At 52.6% G+C, this 18,454-nt stretch carries 14 protein-coding genes, 2 tRNA genes and 1 rRNA gene; 14 read left to right on the top strand and 3 right to left on the bottom strand.

The window, feature by feature from the left end:
- Positions 1 to 12: 12 nt before the first annotated feature.
- From ACJA3I_RS11500 to ACJA3I_RS11460, 9 genes are all read left to right on the top strand, one after another.
- A tRNA-Lys gene (locus ACJA3I_RS11500) sits at positions 13 to 88 on the top strand.
- 66 nt (positions 89 to 154) lie between these two features.
- A tRNA-Glu gene (locus ACJA3I_RS11495) sits at positions 155 to 229 on the top strand.
- Between the two features lie 39 nt (positions 230 to 268).
- Positions 269 to 385, top strand: a 5S ribosomal RNA gene (rrf, locus tag ACJA3I_RS11490).
- Between the two features lie 366 nt (positions 386 to 751).
- Complete coding sequence (locus ACJA3I_RS11485; RefSeq protein WP_458862728.1) at positions 752 to 3,037, top strand: VanW family protein; 2,286 nt, start codon at positions 752 to 754, stop codon at positions 3,035 to 3,037.
- 15 nt (positions 3,038 to 3,052) lie between these two features.
- Positions 3,053 to 3,925: a DUF975 family protein gene (locus tag ACJA3I_RS11480; protein ID WP_458862727.1), complete on the top strand. Its 873-nt coding sequence runs from the start codon at positions 3,053 to 3,055 to the stop codon at positions 3,923 to 3,925.
- Between the two features lie 683 nt (positions 3,926 to 4,608).
- Positions 4,609 to 6,558 (top strand): methionine--tRNA ligase, encoded by a 1,950-nt coding sequence (gene metG, locus ACJA3I_RS11475; protein WP_458862726.1) that lies wholly within the window; start codon positions 4,609 to 4,611, stop codon positions 6,556 to 6,558.
- Positions 6,555 to 7,331 (top strand): TatD family hydrolase, encoded by a 777-nt coding sequence (locus ACJA3I_RS11470; protein WP_458862725.1) that lies wholly within the window; start codon positions 6,555 to 6,557, stop codon positions 7,329 to 7,331. Before metG ends, ACJA3I_RS11470 begins: the two co-directional genes overlap by 4 nt.
- A gap of 5 nt (positions 7,332 to 7,336) precedes the next feature.
- Complete coding sequence (locus ACJA3I_RS11465) at positions 7,337 to 7,984, top strand: TatD family nuclease-associated radical SAM protein (RefSeq protein WP_458862724.1); 648 nt, start codon at positions 7,337 to 7,339, stop codon at positions 7,982 to 7,984.
- Position 7,985: 1 nt separating this feature from the next.
- Positions 7,986 to 9,290, top strand: a complete 1,305-nt coding sequence (locus ACJA3I_RS11460; protein ID WP_458862723.1) for a M18 family aminopeptidase — start codon at positions 7,986 to 7,988, stop codon at positions 9,288 to 9,290.
- 258 nt (positions 9,291 to 9,548) lie between these two features.
- Here the strand turns inward: ACJA3I_RS11460 and ACJA3I_RS11455 are convergent, their stop codons facing one another.
- Complete coding sequence (locus tag ACJA3I_RS11455; protein ID WP_458862722.1) at positions 9,549 to 9,851, bottom strand: DUF2087 domain-containing protein; 303 nt, start codon at positions 9,849 to 9,851, stop codon at positions 9,549 to 9,551.
- A 107-nt stretch (positions 9,852 to 9,958) separates the two neighbouring features.
- Positions 9,959 to 11,059, bottom strand: a complete 1,101-nt coding sequence (locus tag ACJA3I_RS11450; protein WP_458862721.1) for a sensor histidine kinase — start codon at positions 11,057 to 11,059, stop codon at positions 9,959 to 9,961.
- Between the two features lie 306 nt (positions 11,060 to 11,365).
- Here ACJA3I_RS11450 and gap point away from each other — a divergent pair, with 306 nt between their 5' ends.
- Together gap and ACJA3I_RS11440 are read left to right on the top strand one after the other, a co-directional pair.
- The gene (gene gap, locus ACJA3I_RS11445; RefSeq protein ID WP_458862720.1) at positions 11,366 to 12,379 is read left to right on the top strand and encodes a type I glyceraldehyde-3-phosphate dehydrogenase; all 1,014 of its coding nucleotides are present in this window, start codon (positions 11,366 to 11,368) and stop codon (positions 12,377 to 12,379) included.
- A gap of 261 nt (positions 12,380 to 12,640) precedes the next feature.
- Positions 12,641 to 13,000, top strand: a complete 360-nt coding sequence (locus ACJA3I_RS11440) for an Hpt domain-containing protein (protein ID WP_458862719.1) — start codon at positions 12,641 to 12,643, stop codon at positions 12,998 to 13,000.
- 89 nt (positions 13,001 to 13,089) lie between these two features.
- Here the strand turns inward: ACJA3I_RS11440 and ACJA3I_RS11435 are convergent, their stop codons facing one another.
- Positions 13,090 to 14,724 (bottom strand): amidohydrolase, encoded by a 1,635-nt coding sequence (locus tag ACJA3I_RS11435; RefSeq protein ID WP_458862718.1) that lies wholly within the window; start codon positions 14,722 to 14,724, stop codon positions 13,090 to 13,092.
- A 405-nt stretch (positions 14,725 to 15,129) separates the two neighbouring features.
- On the opposite strand from ACJA3I_RS11435, the gene ACJA3I_RS11430 reads away from it, so the two are divergent.
- From ACJA3I_RS11430 to ACJA3I_RS11420, 3 genes are read left to right on the top strand one after another with little or no spacing between them, the layout of a single operon-like run.
- Positions 15,130 to 15,447 (top strand): hypothetical protein, encoded by a 318-nt coding sequence (locus tag ACJA3I_RS11430; RefSeq protein ID WP_458862717.1) that lies wholly within the window; start codon positions 15,130 to 15,132, stop codon positions 15,445 to 15,447.
- Between the two features lie 3 nt (positions 15,448 to 15,450).
- Positions 15,451 to 16,500: a V-type ATPase subunit gene (locus ACJA3I_RS11425; protein WP_458862716.1), complete on the top strand. Its 1,050-nt coding sequence runs from the start codon at positions 15,451 to 15,453 to the stop codon at positions 16,498 to 16,500.
- A gap of 12 nt (positions 16,501 to 16,512) precedes the next feature.
- On the top strand, positions 16,513 to 18,426 hold the full coding sequence (locus ACJA3I_RS11420; protein ID WP_458862715.1) for a V-type ATP synthase subunit I: 1,914 nt from the start codon (positions 16,513 to 16,515) through the stop codon (positions 18,424 to 18,426).
- Positions 18,427 to 18,454: the final 28 nt, after the last annotated feature.

Here is an 18,454-nt window from a genome sequence, read left to right as displayed (position 1 = left end):
TTTGCATGATATGCGCCTTTAGCTCAGTTGGTAGAGCAATTGACTCTTAATCAATGGGTCCCCGGTTCGAGCCCGTGAAGGCGCACCATAAAAAACACCTGCCTGTCTGATCGGGCGGGCAGGTTTTAAAAATATTTTGCGGTTGGTTAGCTATGGCCCGTTGGTCAAGCGGTCAAGACGGCGGCCTCTCACGCCGCAAACGGGAGTTCGATTCTCCCACGGGTCACCAGTTTATTATCTCTTCGGAGTTAATAATATAAATTGAATAGTAAGTGCTGATAACGGTGAGGGTCCACCTGTTCCCATTTCGAACACAGAAGTTAAGCTCACCAGTGCCGATGATACTTGGCTGGAGACGGCCCGGGAAAGTAGGATGGCGCTTACACAGAAAAGACAAGCGATTTGCTTGTCTTTTTTGCATTTGTTACTGTTTTGTTGTTGCTATTAAAAAGACAGGCGCATATAATAAATACTACTGCATATGTATTTTTTCAGAGGAAAAGAAGAAGAAAGCATATGTTTAAGAACGATTTGCGCTCATAAAAAAGCCATTGCCCCAGCAAGCGATGTGAACAAACCAAGGGAAAGCGCATCCTTTTAAGGGCTGCGCTTCTTTTTTATGATGCAGGCTTCGATGTGACCTTTTCACCGGTCGAAGAAAAAAGACTTTTGCCGTTTTATAAAAAGAGAAACCTTCGTGGAATTATACCCACGGAGAAACGGCAGAAGGGAAATGTGAGGATACCGGTCTATGGCAGAAGATCAGAACAAGAATAAAAACACCGCAGATGTAGATGAGATGCTCGACAACATCGCAAATCAGGTGCGCGAGAATTTGTGGGAAGAAGAACAGGAACGACAGAAAAAAGCGCAGCAGGCAGCGCAAAAAGAAAGCGAAGCGCGCGATGGCCAAAGCGGCGTTCCCAAGCATGCCACAGGAGCCTATGAAGGCGATGGGGCATCTGCTGTGGAGGGCCGGAACGACCTTTACGGCGAACCAGTGGGGGCGGATGATCGAGCGATAGATGAGCGGCCGCAAAGCGACCGTTGGGAGATAGATGGGCAGGCGGGAACCGCCGCAGCCGGAAACAGCGCGGTTTACGATTATGAGGAAAGCGAACCCGCGCAAGAGGAACAAATGACCGCCGGGCAGCGCAGTGAAAAAGCTCATGCGAAAGAAACGGCATCGGCAGGCATTAAAAAGCATGGCGGCGCCCATCAACACCGATTGGAAAGCAATCTGCATCGGCGCGATTCGGCGGCCGTGGCTGAACAGCCTTCAAACCCCGAAAGAAAAGAAACCGCAAAAATGGAAAATATGCCGCAAAACCCGAAAGAAAAGGGGAAAAATATGCCTCAGACGAAAGCGCTTCACAAAACACGCAAGGGAAAACTGATATTGGCCCTTTGCGCGGTTCTGCTCTGCGTGGTCACTGCCGCGGGCTATTTTGTTTTCGGATATTCAAAAATTTACCCCGGCGTTTCGGTGGAAGGCATCGCGCTGGGCGGCAAGACACAGAAAGAAGCAGCGGAACTTTTGCAGGCAAAACTGAAAGATAAAAAGCCGGAAGACTTTTTGACGCTGAAGATCGATGAAACCGATCATAAGATCGCCGCCAGCGATTTGGGCGCCCGTTATGATTTTGATAAAACCGCGCAGATCGCCCAGGAATATGGCAAAACCGGAGCTTTTGGCGGCCGCGTTGCAAAATCTATCGGCGGCCTTTTTAAGACCAAAGAAATTCCTTTGGCGGTCACCACCGATTATTCGGCGGTGGAAGAAGTGATGCAGCAGATGATCGAAGAAGTGGGCAAAGAAGTGGTTCAGCCCACTTATCGCCTGGAAAGCGATCATTTGGCGATCGACCGCGGCCAGGCCGGTTATGCGCTGGATAGCGGCAAATTGACGGAAGCCGTAACAAAAGCGCTGACCGATGGCGAAAGCGAAGTGGAATATAAAGCGAAAATCACCCAGCCCGACCCTGTGGATCTGCAGGCTATCGAGAAAGAGATCGGCGGCGAAGTGAGAAACGCATCCCTGGATCTGGCTTCTGACCCTTCGGGCAAAACGATTCTGCCCTCACAGCGCGGCGCGAAATTCGATTTGACGGCCGCACAAAAAATTCTGGATGAAAACAAAGAACAGCTGGTGGAGATCCCTGTTACGGTGATCGAGCCCACCATCACAACGGAAGAACTGAAAAGCAAACTGTTTCGCGACACGCTTTCCAGCTATACGACAAAATTCAATGCGGCGCTGAAAAACAGAACGAAGAATGTGACTTTGGCGGCCAATTTCATCAACGGCAAAATCTTGAACCCCGGCGATGAATTTTCTTATAATAAAGCGGTGGGCCCCAGAACCTATGAACGCGGTTTTGTGGATGCCACGGTTTTTGCCAACGGCGGAACGGAAGACGGCATCGGCGGCGGCATCTGCCAGGTTTCTTCAACCCTTTATGTCACAAGCCTTTATGCCGATATGAAAATTACGGCGCGCCGCAACCACAGCCTTTCGGTGAGCTATGTCAACCTGGGGCAGGATGCCACCGTGGTTTATGGAAGCCAGGATTTCCGCTTTGTGAACAATACGGATTATCCCGTTAAAGTGACAGCCGGGGTCTCGGGCTCCTCGCTCACCATCAAAATCATTGGCACGAAAACACAGAATAAAAAAGTGGAATTGCAGACCACAGTTCTTGAGAAAGATCCGTTTGAAACGATCTATCAAGAAGACGCCACGCTGCCGGCCGGCCAGACAAAAGTAAAGACCGGCGGTTATACAGGCTATAAAACCAGCACTTACCGCGTTGTCTATGTGGATGGCAAGGAAGTGAGCAGAACTCACGAAAATAACAGCAACTATAAGCGCGTGGATAAAGTGATTTTGCAGGGCCCCGCGGCGGCAAAGCCCACGCAGCCCACAACGCCGACGACCCCCACGACGCCGACGACCCCCACAACGCCCACCACCCCCACGCAGCCCACCACCCCTACGCAGCCTGAAACACCGGCTGAGCCTGTGCCCCATCCTTAATAAAGGCGGAAAATCATGAATAGAAAAAATCACACCCTGCGCGTTATCAGCCGTTTGCTGATGACCAAACATTATGGAACCAGTGTGGGAACGATGCTGATGGTTTTGGTCTTATCAGTGGCGTTCTCAAGCGTTCAGCAAGCGCTGCTTTACAGCGGATTGTCGGATATGAAGATCTATCTGGGAAGCGTGATGGTGGCGGTATTATCGCTTCTCACCATGGCGCCGGCCCACATGGGCGCCATCGCCGTCTTTTCGGAAATGAGCAAAGACCGGCCGGTGAAAGCTTCGGAGCTGTTCACCTGGTTTGGCGATGGCCGCCGTTTATGGAAAGCCATCCGTTTGGTTTTCTGCGTGCTGCTGATCCTCGGCTTTTGGGCAGCGCTTTTCGAGATTCCCACTTATTTTGCCGCGCAGCATGCCGACCCGAACTTTTTGAGCAGCCTCCAGGCGGAAAAGCTCGATGCACAGACCCTTCAGGCGCTGATGCCCTATGCCTATCTGTTCATGGGCGTTTTTCTGCTGGCGGTGCTTTGCGCGCTGCGCTATTTGCCGGCGCTTTATATGCTGGCGGAAGACCCCGAGCGCAAGATCAGAGAATGTCTGAAAGAGGGCAAAAAAAGAATAAAAGGGCAGGCGCTGCAGTTTTATGCGCTGCAGGGCAGCTATCTGCTGCGGCTGATCGGCTATGCTCTTCTGGCTTCGGTGGTGTCTTCGCTCTTCGCCGGCGGAGATCTGATCACGGCTTCTTCTTCGGCTTCGTGGATCACCATGATTTTGCTTTATATCAACATTCTGCCTCGTTTCCATCTGAGCAACGCGTTGTTCTTAAGGCCGGCTGCTGCCGCGCCGGTGATGGGCGAAACAGAAGGCCAAGAGCAGCAATAAGGTTTTTCAAACAGCGAAAGGATCAAAACTTTCGCTGTTTTTTTATCGGCGTTTGCGCGGGGTGGCCTTTCTCAAACACTTTTGCGCCGGCCACGGGCAGCGGCGCTTTGGAAAAAGGCAGAAAACGGCAGAAAAGGCAAAAGCCATGGCAGACCTTTTCTTGACTTTAACAGGGGCCGATGATAAAATAAAAGCGTATAAAATCGGCGCGGCCGGCGCGTAACACCACCCGGTGGAGGGACGCCAGACGGCCGCCGAAAGGGCCGCTTTTCAAAAAAAAAGGGAACCCCTCATAACGCAAAAGGCTTTGAAGAGGAAAGTAGAAAAAATCGACCGATACAGAGAGCTCCGCTTGGTGGGAAGGGGCACGGCAGTTTTTTTGAAAATGGCCTCGGAGCCATGCACCGAGCATTGAAAGATGGTAGGCTGCATCGATTCGCGCCCGTTATCGCGCGGGGTGAAGATTCACCCAAAGAGGCCCCTGCTGTGAAGCGCGGGCAAAGCAAGGTGGTAACACGGAGCGGCAGAGCTTTCGTCCTTACAAAATGGTGTATGGAGGAAAGCTGTTTTTTTATTTCTAACAAAGCAGCAAAAGCGGCATCGGCCTTTCTTCGCCAAAGTTTGCGCCGAAATGGCGTTACACTGTTAAAAGTGAAACGCCGCCGAGAAATTGGAGGAAGTTTATGAACGACAAGGGAAAGTTTTTTCTCACCACAGCCATTGCTTATACTTCGGGCAAGCCCCATATCGGCAATGCTTATGAAATCGTGCTGGCCGACGCCATCGCCCGCTTCAAACGGCAGGATGGCTATGATGTGCTGTTCCAGACGGGAACCGATGAGCACGGCCAGAAGATCCAGGAAAAGGCAGAAGCGGCGGGCATCACCCCTCAGGCCTATGTGGATCAGATGGCGGGCGAAGTGCGCCGCATCTGGGATCTGATGAACACTTCTTATGACCGCTTTATCAGAACCACCGATAAGAACCACGAAAAGCAGGTTCAGAAAATCTTTAAAAAGCTTTACGATCAGGGCGATATCTATAAGGGCAGCTATGAAGGCTGGTATTGCACACCCTGTGAATCGTTCTTCACCGAGAACCAGCTGAAAGACGGCAAATGCCCCGATTGCGGCGCGGAAGTGAAAAAAGCCAAAGAAGAAGCCTATTTCTTCAAAATTTCAAAATATGCCGCGCGTCTGGAACAATATATCAACGATCACCCCGAATTCATCCAGCCCGAATCGCGCAAAAACGAAATGATCAACAATTTCATCAAGCCCGGCCTTCAGGATCTTTGCGTTTCGCGCACCAGCTTCACCTGGGGCGTGCCGGTGGAATTCGACCCCAAGCATGTGATCTATGTCTGGATCGACGCGCTGAGCAACTATATCACCTTCCCCGGTTATGATGTGGATGGCGAAAACGGCGAAGAATATAAAAAATACTGGCCCGCGGATGTGCAGCTGATCGGCAAGGATATTTTGAGGTTCCACACGATCTACTGGCCCATCCTGCTGATGGCGCTGGGCGAACCGCTGCCCCATCAGGTGTTCGGCCACCCGTGGCTGCTGGTGGGTGATGGCAAAATGAGCAAATCCAAGGGCAACGCCATTTATGCAGATGATCTGGTGCAGCTGTTCGGTGTGGATGCCGTGCGCTATTATCTGCTGCATGAAATGCCCTTCGGCAGCGACGGCACCATCACCTATGACCTGATGATCGAACGCATCAATTCCGATCTGGCCAACATTCTGGGCAACCTGGTCAACCGCACCATCACTATGGCCCATAAATATAACGGCGGCGAAATTTTTGCCCCCACCTGCCCCGAACAGCTGGATGACGAGCTGAAAGCTCTTTGCCTGGGCGGCCGCGCGGCGGTGGAAAAAAGAATGGCCGATCTGCATGTGGCCGATGCCATCGATGAAGTGTTCGCCATTTTGCGCCGCGCCAACAAATATATCGATGAAACCATGCCTTGGGCGCTGGGAAAAGACGAGAGCAAAAAAGAGCGCCTGAACACGGTGTTATATAACCTGCTGGAAGCCATTCGCTTCAGCGCCGTTCTGCTGGAACCTTTCATGCCCGAAACCGCGCAGAAGATCTATGCTCAGCTGAACACCACCGCCACCGATTATGATTCGCTGGAAGCCTTTCACGGCATGAAGGCGGGCGACCATGTGGGCACGGCCGAAATTCTTTTCGCCCGGCTGGATGCGGCGAAAAAGATGGAAGAGATCCAGGCCTTTTTGGCCGAGCGTTACCCCGCCCCCAAGCCCGAACCCCAGCTGCCCGAATTCGAAAAGCTGCCCCAGATCGTCTATGATGATTTCGCAAAAATCGAATTGACGGTGGCAAAGGTGATTCATTGTGAAAATGTGAAAAAATCCAAGAAGCTGCTGCGCTTCGATCTGGATCTGGGAACAGAGCAGCGGCAGGTTCTTTCGGGCATCGCCAAGTGGTATCAGCCCGAAGATCTGATCGGCCATAATGTGATCGTCGTCACAAATTTGAAGCCCGTTACCATGATGGGGCTCGAAAGCAACGGCATGATCCTTTCCGCCACCTGCGGTGAAGAAGATGTGCGCGTGATCATGGCAGATCATGCGATCCCCGGGGCGCGCCTGTCATGATGCTGTTCGATACCCACGCCCATTATGATGACGCCCAGTTTGAGGAAGACCGCAATGAGGTGCTGCAAAGCCTGAAAGAAAGCGGTGTGGGGCTGGTGCTCAACCCGGGCGCCGACCTGCCCTCTTCGCGGCGGGCGGCCCGGCTGGCGCAGGAATATGATTTTGTATATGCCGCGGTGGGGGTGCATCCCCACGAAGCCGAAGGCTGGAACGAGGAGCAGGCCGGCGAGATCCGCCGGCTGCTCAAAAGCCCCAAGGTGATGGCGCTGGGCGAGATCGGGCTGGATTATCATTATGATCTTTCGCCGCGGCCTCAGCAAAAGCGCTGTTTCGAAGAGCAGCTGGCCATCGCCAAAGAACTTGATATCCCCGTCATCATCCATGAGCGGGAAGCGGCGCAGGATTGTCTGGAAATTTTGCAGCGCTCCGGCGTGAAAAAAGGCGTTTACCACTGCTATTCCGGCAGCCTGGAAACGGCGAAAATTTTGGTGGGCATGGGTTTTTATCTTTCGTTTACTGGGGTCATCACTTTTAAAAACGCGCGCAAAGCGCCCGAGGTGATCGCCTGGATGCCCGAAGACCGCATCATGATCGAAACCGACAGCCCCTATCTGGCGCCGGAACCCAAGCGCGGCCGGCGCAACGATTCGCGGCTTTTGCCTTATGTGAACCGGCGCGTGGCCGAACTGCGCGGCATCAGCGAAGAAGAAGCGGCCGCCATCACGCTGCGCAACGGAAAAACCTTTTTCGGAATCCATTCTTTACAGGAGTAGAGCATATGAATACGATAGCCTATGGCTATGGTGATAAGCTTTATTTGAATATCACCAACCGGTGTCACCTCGATTGCGCTTTCTGCATCCGCAAACAAAAAAACGGGCTGGGGGATGCCGAATCCCTTTGGCTGGAAAAGGAACCTGACCGCCATGATATCGTGGCGCAGGTTTTGGCCCGCGATCTGGGCGCTTATCAAGAGATCGTGTTTTGCGGCTATGGCGAGCCAACAGAACGGCTGGATGATTTGCTGTATATCGCCCGCGAGCTGAAAAAGCAGCCGGGCTGCCCACCGCTGAGGCTGGATACCAACGGGCTGGCCTCGCGGCTTTATACTTATGATACCACCCCCGAGATCGCGGAACGGTTCGATGCCGTTTCTATCTCGCTCAATGCCCCCACGGCGCAGGAATACGCGGCGTTATGCCCTTCCCAGTGGGGCGAAGAAGCGTTTTTTGCCATGCTGGAATTTGCCAAAAACATGCGGCAGCATTGCCGGCAGACCAGTTTCACCGTGGTGGATTTTATCGGCGAGGAGGCGGTGGAACGCGCGCGCCAGCTGGCGCAGATGCTTGAGATCCCGCTGAGAGTGCGCCATTATCAAAGCGGCGAAAAAAAAGAACCCCAAGGGGAAGAGAAAGGAACGATGTAAAATGATGACAAAAAGAGAAGTTGCCGAATCGTTGATGGATTATCTGGATCATGCGCCCACCCCGTTCCAATCCATCGAACTGATGACCGAATTTTTAAAGAAAAACGGCGGCATGGAACTGGAAGAAAGCAAGCCCTGGCAGCTGAAAAAGGGCGGCCTTTATTACTATGTGAAAGACGGCAGCCAGATGGTGGCTTTCCGCATGGGCACAAAAAGCCCGGCGGAAGAAGGCTTCCGTTTCACCGGCGCACATCACGATTACCCCGGGTTCCGCATCAAGCCGGTGCCTTCGGCCTGTGAAAACGGCTTCGAACGCCTGGTGATCGAACCCTATGGCGGGCTGATCGTGCGCGGCTGGTATGATAAACCTCTGGCCGTGGCGGGCCGCCTCTGCGTGCGCTGTGAAAGCGGCATCCGCGCGGTGAATGTCAACATCCATGAACCTTTGCTCATCATTCCTTCGCTGGCCATCCATATGAACCGCGAAGTCAACGATAACCCGGGCAAGATCAATCTGCAAACGGAAGTATCGCCCATCTTCTGCCAGACCGATGGCAAAGAAAGCACTTTCCTTGCCTATGTGGCCGAACGGGCGGGCGTGGAAGAAAAAGATATCCTTTCTTTCGAACTGCTGGCTTATGATTATCAGCCCGGCTGTTTTGTGGGCGCCCGGCAGGAAATGATGTCCACCCCCCGGCTGGATGACGCCTCGATGGTGCACGCTTCTTTCCACGCGCTGGTAGAAGCCGAAACCGAATATTGCTGCATCGCCATGGCCTATGACCATGAAGAGATCGGTTCCAATTCCGACCGCGGCGCAAGATCGAATTCGCTGATGATGACCATCGACCGCATCTGCGCGGCGCTGGGGCTGAGCGTGGAAGAAAAATATTGCGCGCTGGCCAAAAGCGTGATGTTCTCGGCGGATATGGCCCATGCCACCCATCCTTCTTATGTGGGCAAGGCCGACCCCTATCACAAGCTTTATCTGAACAAAGGCCCTGTTTTGAAAACGGCCCATTCCCAGTCTTACGCCACTTCTTCCCGCGGCTCGGCCATTTTCAGATGGCTCTGCGAAGAAAAGGGCATCCCTTATCAGGTGTTTGCCAACCACAGCGATGTGAAGGGCGGCGGAACCATTGGGCCGATCATCGCTTCGGCTCACGGCGTCACCACCGTGGATATCGGCAACCCCATGCTTTCCATGCACGCTGTGCGTGAATTGGGCGGCAGTGACGACCCCTATTATATGCAGCAGCTGTTCCGCGCGCTGTTTGAAGCGGATCTCAGCCATCTGATGTGCTGAGAAACCGTTAAAACCAACAAAAAAGCTCAAACCGAAAAGGTTTGAGCTTTTTCTTATTTTGTCATTTGCAGCAGAAGCATTCTTTTCACCCTATGCGCCGCGATCAGCCTGCGCCTTCTCCAACGGATGGGGATAAGGCTTATTTTGCCTTCTGCGGCCGATTGCTGATGTTTTGCGGGTCGTTGCCCACGGGGCAAAATCATCAATCGGAGAAGCTTTCCGGCTTGAGCTTTTTGAAAGACGGCCAAAGCGGTTTCTTCAGCTTTCAAGCCCCAGATCGGCCGCCGTGGGCTGGGGATCTTCGGGCCAATAAAAGCTGCCGTCTTTTTCACGGCCTAAAAAGCGGTGGTTATAAAGTTCGCGGCGCAGAGTGGCCGGGTCGTGGAACACGGTAAAATCATCGAGAAGGTCATTGATCTCTTCTTCCGTATAGCGTTTGCCCTTCTCGAATTGGGCGGCCAGATAAAGCAAAGCATAAAGCTTCATTTTTTGTTTGGCGGGGAAAGAGATCAAGCGCCCTTTCTCATCAAGAAAATGGCGCAGCGTCAAAGTGAGTTCCATGATAACGACCTTCTTTCGATGCCGCGGCAACAAAGAAACGCGCGGCAGAGATTTGGCAGGGGTTCAAACAAAAGGATTTTTGCCGCAGAACCGTGCGGGCAAAACCGTTATTTCTGATAAAAATTCGCCGGCAGGGCGGTGGAAAGTTCCAGCAGCAGATGATCGATGCCACCCGCGTAATCGGGCGGCGGCGAACCCAAAGGCAAAGAAGCGCCTTCTTCCTGCGCCAGCGGCAGGGTCAGGGTGACGGTGGTGCCGCTGCCTTCTGTGCTGGCTACCACGCAGGTGCCGCCGTGCAGCGTGCAGACAGCCCGCGCCAAAACAAAGCCGAACCCGGCGCCCCCCGTCGTCAGCGGTGAAGAAGCGCTGCCTTCGCTGTGTTTGGTGAACAGCATCGGCAAGATCGCCGCGGGGATGCCCGCGCCGCGATCGGTGACAGAGATCACCGCGCTTTCGTTTTTCACCGAAAGCGAAAAACGGATATTGTTGCCCGGGCGGGTATATTTGATAGAATTGCTGAAAAGATGATAAAGAACGCGCTCAAGCTTGGGCCCATCGAAGCGGCAGGGCAGGGGCAGAGAGGGCAGCGAAGCTTCAAAACCGATATCGATGGCCAGGCAGATATCTTCCATTTGGGAAGCGATCTTTTGGCAGAAGGCCGCCAGATCGCCCTGCTGGCAAAAAAGCGTCAGCTTGCCGTTTTCATAAAGGGCGCAATCGGTGAGATCGCGGCTGAGCCGCAGCATGCGGTAAAGCCCTTGGGTCAATACATCCAGGGCATAGCCTTCGCGGGGGCTTTCGGGGCGGCTGATGCTGTCGCGGGCCACAAACATGGTTCCCAGACAGCCGCTCAGCTCACGGCTGATGAGTTCTGCCGTGTTCAGCGAGATCATCGGGGTTCCCGAAGCGGAAACGGGGAAAAAATGAAAGATCATGCTGCCGTCGTGGGGCTGCATTTCGCCTTTTACGGCGCAATCCAGCAGGCGGTTTTGAAAAGACTGGGGTTTGCCGCCCAGGGCCGAAGCGATCAGCTGAGCCGCCAGGGAATCGGGCAGAACATCGTTGAGGTTGCGGCCGATCAGATCTTCGCCTGTCAGGGCGCGAAGAGAAGGGGTAATATAAATAATGCGGCCGGCAGGGCTGCAGATCATGGTGTATTCTTCTGCGCTGGGGAAGGGGGTCAGGCGTGAAGCACTGTCTTGGCTCAAAGGAAGCCCTCCTTTGCAATCATGCTGGAAGCATGTGGATAAGCGTTAAAACGATAACAAAAAACGGGGGTAAAATAGAAAAAAGAAATTCATTTTCTTGAAAAAAACAAATATTATGGGGCAGATTGCATAAGAATATAAGACTATCTTATTATGCCTTTCGACTGTTTGCAAGAAAAAAATTGTTATTTGAAGAAGTTCCCGTTTGGCAGTTGTTTCTTTTGGTAAATATAGTGTATAATCAGCTTGCGGGAATATTTATTTGCGAGAGAAGTAAATAAAGGAAAAAAGCGGAGGTTGTTTGGAATGAGCATTAAAATTGGCATTAACGGATTTGGCCGTATCGGCAAGTTGGCATTCAAATCTGCCATCTATGATCCCGAAGTAGAATTCGTGGGCATCAATCACCCCAGCCTGACACCGGAATATGCGGCATATATGCTGAAATATGACACGGTGCACGGCAGATGGGATGAAGAGATCACATGGGATGAAAATTCCATCACGGTCTGCGGCAAAAAAACAATGATCTTCAATTGTGAAAATCCCGGCGATATCCCTTGGGCCAGCGTAGGTGCAGAATATATTCTGGAATCCACCGGCAAATTCCTCACCAAAGAAAAAGCGATGCCCCATATCAATGCGGGCGCGAAAAAAGTCGTGCTTTCGGCCCCTTCGAAAGATGACACCAGAATGTTCGTTATGGGTGTCAACCACGAAACTTATACGAAAGATCTGCAGGTGGTTTCAAACGCTTCCTGCACAACCAACTGCCTTGCGCCGCTGGCAAAGGTCATCAACGATGAATTCGGCATTTCCGAAGGCCTGATGACAACGGTTCATTCTATGACGAAATCTCAAAAAGTGGTGGATGCCCGCTCCAGCAAAGACTGGCGCAGCGGCAGAGCGGCTTCGGGCAGCATCATTCCGGCTTCCACCGGCGCTGCAAAGGCCGTGGGCAAGGTCATCCCCGAACTGAACGGAAAACTCACCGGCATGGCGTTCCGCGTGCCCACATTGGATGTTTCTGTGGTGGATCTGACCTGCAACCTGAAAAAGCCCACCAATCTGGAAGAGATCTGCAAGGTCATCAAAGCCGCTTCTGAAGGCAGCATGAAGGGCATCATCGCCTATAACGATGTGCCGCTGGTTTCTTCTGATTTCACAGGCGTGAAAGAAACCTCCATCTTCGACGCAAAATCCAGTATGATGCTCACCGATACCTTTGTGAAGCTGGTAGCATGGTATGATAACGAAATGGGCTATGCCACAAAAACTGTGGAACTGATCAAGCATATGTATCAAGTCGATCATCAATAACCCAAAATAAAAAGCAAACAAAGAATATTTTGCCGGGCGGCGCAGAAAAGCAGAGGGATCATTAAACGGTTCCCGCTTTTCTGCGCCGCCTGTTTTTCAAAAAGAGTTCTTTTTGTTCAAGCACCTTATTATAGCAGACAATAATTGTAAAACTTTGTCGCCTCTTGTCGGAACTATTGCAAAAAAGTCATGAAGATGATAGACTGATTATATAAAATATACAAAAGGATGCCCTGCATCCCCCTAAGGAGCGAATCGTAAATGAGCAGATTTCTCGATGCTTTGAAAACATATGGAGCCAGTGTGGAAGAAGCCCTGGAACGATTTGTGGGCGATGAAGAGCTTTATGAATCTTGTCTGGAAAGTTTTTCACAAGATCCTGATTTCGGCGCACTGGGTCAGGCGATCCAAAATCAAGAATATCAAGAAGCTTTTGAGCGGGCCCACACCTTAAAAGGCGTGGCGGGCAACTTGGGTTTAGATCCGCTTTACCGCGCGTTATCAAACCTGGTGGAAGCTCTGCGAGCCAAAGATTATCGTGATCTGGCGGGGCAGCTGGCCGAGGTAACGGCCAGCGACAATGCTTTCAAAGAGCTGATGAAAAGCGCTGGGGAGCAATAAACACCCCTAAAGAAGCCAAAAGCAGAAAAGCCCGAACCGAGCTTTTCTGCTTTTTTAAAAACGGCTGTTTTTTTAATGAGGGAAAAGGCTTAAGCTCTTTCCCAGACAAGCTGCCCATCCACCCAGGTCTGCATCACGCGGGCGTTGAGGATCTCGCTTTCGGGCAATTGGAAGAGGTCGCGATCCATGAGGATGAAATCAGCCAGCTTGCCCGCGGAAATCGAACCTTTGAGGTTTTCTTCGCCGGAAGCATAAGCGCCTTCCAGGGTATAGGCTTTCAAAGCGGTTTCCAGCGGCATGGCTTCATAGGGCAGGAAGGTGCGGTCGCCGCCGCCGCTGTTTTTGCGGGTGACGGCGCAATAAAGGTTCGGCATGGTGGAAAAGGCTTCCACGGGGCAATCGGTGCCCAAAGAAGCGTGGATGCCCAGCTGCGCCATGGTGTTCCAGGCATAGCTTGTGGCGGTGGTGGCTTCGCCCACGCGGTCGGCGCAGATATTCATATCATAATCGATGAAGATCGGCTGGATGAACGCCAGGACCTCCAGCTCGCGGAAGCGCTCAAGCAGAGCGTGATCGGTGATCTGGCAATGCACGATGCCATGGCGGGGATGCTGCCCCGGGCAGAGCAGCCGCGCGTTTTCAATGGCATCCAGCGCCATTTCGATGGCACGGTCGCCGATGGCATGGATGATGGCGGGCATGCCGTGGCGGTGGGCTGTGAGCACTAAAGCGTTCAGCTGATCCTGCGTGAACATTTCAAGCCCCTTTGTGGAAGGGTCATCGGCATAGGGCGCTCTCATGGCCGCTGTGCGTGCGCCCAGAGAACCATCGGCCAGCAGCTTGATGCAGCTGGGGCGGAAAAATTCCGTGCCATAGCGGTGGTCATAGCCCTGGGCGAAAAATTCTTTGATGAGTTCGGGCTTTTGCAGCAGGCATTGCTCGGCAAGGCGCAGATGCAGCTTGCCTTCGGCTTCCAGCTGGGCAAAGGCTTCAAATAAAATGTGATAATCGGCGTTGGGGGTGTAGCCCACATCATCGCTCTGCACAGAAGTCAGGCCCTGTTCAAAAGCTTTTTCCTGCGCGGCCAGAATAATGGTTTTCATGGTTTCCAGATCCAGCGAAGAGATAACGGCTTTGGTATCATCCAAAAGGCTTTCTTTGATGATGCCGTTAGGTGTGCCGTCGGGCAGGGTTTCCACCAGATCGCCATAAGAAGGCGCTGTTTCGCGGTTCAGCTTGATCTGTTTCATGGCGGCGGAATTCAAAACGCCGATATGGAAGCAGGCGCGCATGATCATCATGGGCGCATCGGGCGAAACGGCATCTAAATCGGCGCAGGTGGGGAAACGGCGCTCACCATCGAAATAATCCTGGTTCCAACCTTCGCCTTCCAGCCAGGTGGGGTCTTTGGGGTCGCGGGCGGCAAGGCGGGCGGCCATGCGCTGTTGGATTTCGGCGATGGAATGGGTGCCCGAAAGATCCACGCTGCGCATGCTTTTGGCGAAATGGATGAAATGCATATGAGAATCGTTCAGCCCCGGCAGCATCAGTTTGCCGCCGCAATCGATCTCTTCGGCCTGTTTTTTATGGGCCTGAAGCCAGATGCGGGCCGCGCGCTGTGTGCCCACGAAGGCAAAGCGATTTTCTTCGACCACCGCCGCGTCGGCCACCGGCAGCAGATCATCCATCGTGTGGATGACGGCATTTTTCAACAGTTGAACCATTTTTGTTTCCTCCCTGCCGCAATGCGGCTGTGGCGGGGCAGCGCGAAGGTTCCCCCGCCGGTCTTGAATGAAAAGCGTGAATGACAGCAGACGGCCATCGCCGTAGGCGGGCCGTGAAATCGATATAATATATTATATCATAGAATGTGAAGAAGCCAAAGAAAAGCCGATTTCTTTGATAAAACAATAAAATCAAAAGGAAAAATTTGTGCAAAAAAGAAATAAAAAAACAAAAAATGGGCATGTTATACAAAAAAGCAAGACAAAATTATGCACAATAGAAATGCCGCCGAAAAAAAGAATATTGTCAATTTTTTACTTGCAAGATGAAAAGAGGAGCGTATAATAAGGTCAGCCAATCTCGCGTCAAATTGACGCGCAAAAACAGAGAAGGAGGGATTCTGTTTGGAACATAATGAAATGTTAGGCAGTATTGTGGAAGCAGAGCGCTCTGCTCGCGAGATCACGAGAAAGGCCGAAGAACAGCGGCACAGCCTGGATAAGAAAGTGGAAATCGAGATCGAAGCCTGCCGGAAAACCTATCAGCAGGAAGCGGAAAGAAGGCTGGCTGTCGTGAGGAACGCGGAAGAAAAACAGCTGGAGCAATCTCTGCGTGAGCTGGATGCACGGGCAAAAGCCGCCCTGGAAGATATCGACCGCAAAGACAGGCAGAATCACGATCAATGGGTAGAATCTCTGGTGCGCCGCATTATTGAGGAATAGGCCATGATGAAGCAATTGTTTCGTTATGGCGCCATCAGCGGAAAGATCCACGCCATGATGGGCAACCGCATGACCCCCCAGCAATTTGAAGGCCTGATGCAGCAGCCCTCGGTGGGCGCCGCGGCCGAATACTTGATGGGCACGGGCTGGAAAGACAGCCTGCAGGGGCTGGAAAGCGGCAACGCGCGCCGCGCAGAGCTGGAAGAACGGCTGCGCCGCGGGCTGGATCTGGAATATCACCGCCTGGCGGCGTTTGCTTCCGGCGGGCAGCGCGGGCTGTTGCGGGCGCTGGCTTCGCGCAATGAAGCGGGCGAGCTGCTGCGGTTTCTGCGTTTTCTGGCGGCGGGCCACCCCGTCGATTATAAAGTGTCGCTGCCCGATGAACTGTGGCAGAGCGGCACCATCGATTACGCCAAGCTTTCCGAAGCGATGACCTATGGCCAGATGCTGGAAGCGGCGGCAGGGACCGAATTTGAATCGCAGCTGAAAAAATGCGCCCCGGAAGAAGGGGAGATTCCCGAATATAATCGGGCGGAAACCGCTGTGCAGACCGCCTATTATAAAAACATTTTCCAAAGCATCGAAAAAGGCTTCAGCGGGCAGGAGCAGGCACAGCTGAAAAAATATTTTGCCCAGCAGTGTGATTTTCGAAACATCGTTCGCATCTTAAGGCTGAAAAGCAATTTCCACCATGACAAACAGGAATGCCTGCGCTATCTTCTGCCGTTTTCCTATCAGCTGAAATCGGCCGATCTGGAAGCGCTGGTTTCCTGCAGCACGGCGGAAGAAGTGACCGAGCTTCTGGCCAAAGGGCCCTACGCCCGCGTTTTTGCCGGCAAGAATTTGCAGCAGATCGAACGATACAGCAACCTGTTGCTGCAAAAAAACCATGCTCTGCTTCATCGCGGGGCGCCATCCGCCTTCACCGCGCTGGTTTATCTGGAACAGCGGGAAGCGGAAATGAAGTCGATCATTCAAATCATCGAATGCATCCGTTATCAGGTGACACCCTCGCAAATGAAAGTATATCTGCATACGGAAGACATTTCTTAGGGGGGTGTAACTATGGCAGTGGAGCAAATGAAGCTCGTCAATATCGTGGGCCCTTTGGGGCTTTTTGACGAGGTGGTGCAAAAATGCGTGACAGACAGCGGTTTTGCGCCTGAAAATGTGCTGCATCTGGTGGGCAGCGGCGGCGGGTTGATCCCGTTCCAGCTGAAAAACCCCAGCAGCGCGCTGTTATCGCGGGCGGTGAACCTTTGCGAAAAGCTGGGGGTCCAGCCGCGATATCACGATTTTACCGTTGAACAATGTGATGAAGAGATGATCTCTGCCTATTTTGACGAACTGACGATGCGTTATGAAGACTGCATGCGCCGCAAAGAAAGCAGCCGCAGGCTCATCGATGACGACCGGCAGATGTTATCACAGATCGAAAAAGTATCCGGCCTGGATGAAAACCTGGATGAACTTTACGGCATGAATTTCACCAAGCTGCGGTTTGGGCGCATTCCGCGCGATATTTATGAAAACTATGCCAAATATGTGGAAGAAGACCAGAACATCGTGTTTCAGGTCACGGGGCGCACCCGTGAATATGTTTATGGGATGTATCTGACGCCGCGCCCCGCCATAGGCAAATCCGACGCGCTGTTTTCCTCGCTGCATTTCGAGCGCATCCATCTTTCCGACAGAATACACGGCAGCCCGAAAGAAGCGGCCCAGCAGATCCTTGCCGAGATCGAACAGGCTGAAAAAGAGCTTGAAAAAAACAAGCAGGAACTGCTGCAGCTGCGCAAATCGGAAGAAGATCATCTTCTCACCTGCTACGCGGCCCTCAAATACAGCACGGATACTTATGATATGCGCAAGTATTCCGCCCACACCAACGATACTTTCTATCTTTGCGGCTGGGTGCCGCAAAGCAACCTGGAAGCTTTCAACCGTCGCTTCGATGAATATGCAGATCGGGTCTATGTGCTGGAAGAACCGGCGGATACGCCCGAAGTGCATCCGCCGACAAAGCTGAAAAACCGCTGGCCGTTCCGCGTGTTTGAGCAGTTTGTGGAAATGTATGGCCTGCCCGCCTATAACGAGGCCGACCCGACCACGCTTCTGGCGATCTCTTATTCGCTGTTTTTCGGCGTGATGTTCGGCGATGTGGGCCAGGGCGTCGTGCTGGTTCTGCTGGGTCTGCTGGCCGATAAAAAGATGCACATGAAACTGGGCAAAGTCATCGCCACTGTGGGCTGTTCTTCCATTTTGTTCGGGTTTATTTACGGCAGCGTCTTCGGCAGCGAAAAGCTGCTGCCGGGCTTCAAACTGTTTGAAAGCACCCAAAACACCAACACCATTTTGCTGGCGGCGGTGGGCATGGGTCTGCTGTTCATTTCGGTGGCCATGATCTATAACATCTATAACGGCATCCGACAGCATGATCTGGGCAAAGCGCTGTTTTCACAAAACGGTGTGGCGGGCTTCATCTTCTATTGGGCCGTCATTCTGGGCGTGCTGTTCACCATGCTCACCGATAAAAAGCTGATGAAACCGGCTTATATCCTGTTTTTGATCGTGGGGCCGCTGATTCTGATCTTGCTGCAGGAGCCTTTGGGAAGGCTGCTGGCAAAGCGGAAAGATTGGATGCCCGAAGAAAAAGGGCAATATCTGACCGAAAGCTTTTTTGAATTGTTCGAGATCCTGCTGTCTTTTCTGGCGAATACCATCTCGTTCGTGCGTATCGGCGCCTTTGCGCTGAACCATGTGGGCATGATGCTGGTGGTTTATTCACTGATGGATAGTGTGGGCGCCGCAAGCCCTGTGGTGTTTGTTCTGGGCAATATTTTCGTGATCGGGCTGGAAGGGCTGATCGTGGGCATTCAGGTTTTGCGTTTGGAGTTTTATGAACTGTTCGGCAGATTCTATTCCGGCTCCGGCGCGCCTTACCGCCCCTTCACCGTAAAATTCGGTGAAGATCGCTGACAGAAAAAATAGAGAGAACGCGGCCGCA

Source organism: Acidaminobacterium chupaoyuni (assembly GCF_047936785.1).
In the GTDB taxonomy this organism is placed as follows: domain Bacteria; phylum Bacillota; class Clostridia; order Oscillospirales; family Butyricicoccaceae; genus Acidaminobacterium; species Acidaminobacterium chupaoyuni.
Note: the sequence above shows the minus strand (reverse complement) of the source record. Positions and strands in the feature narration are given on the sequence as shown.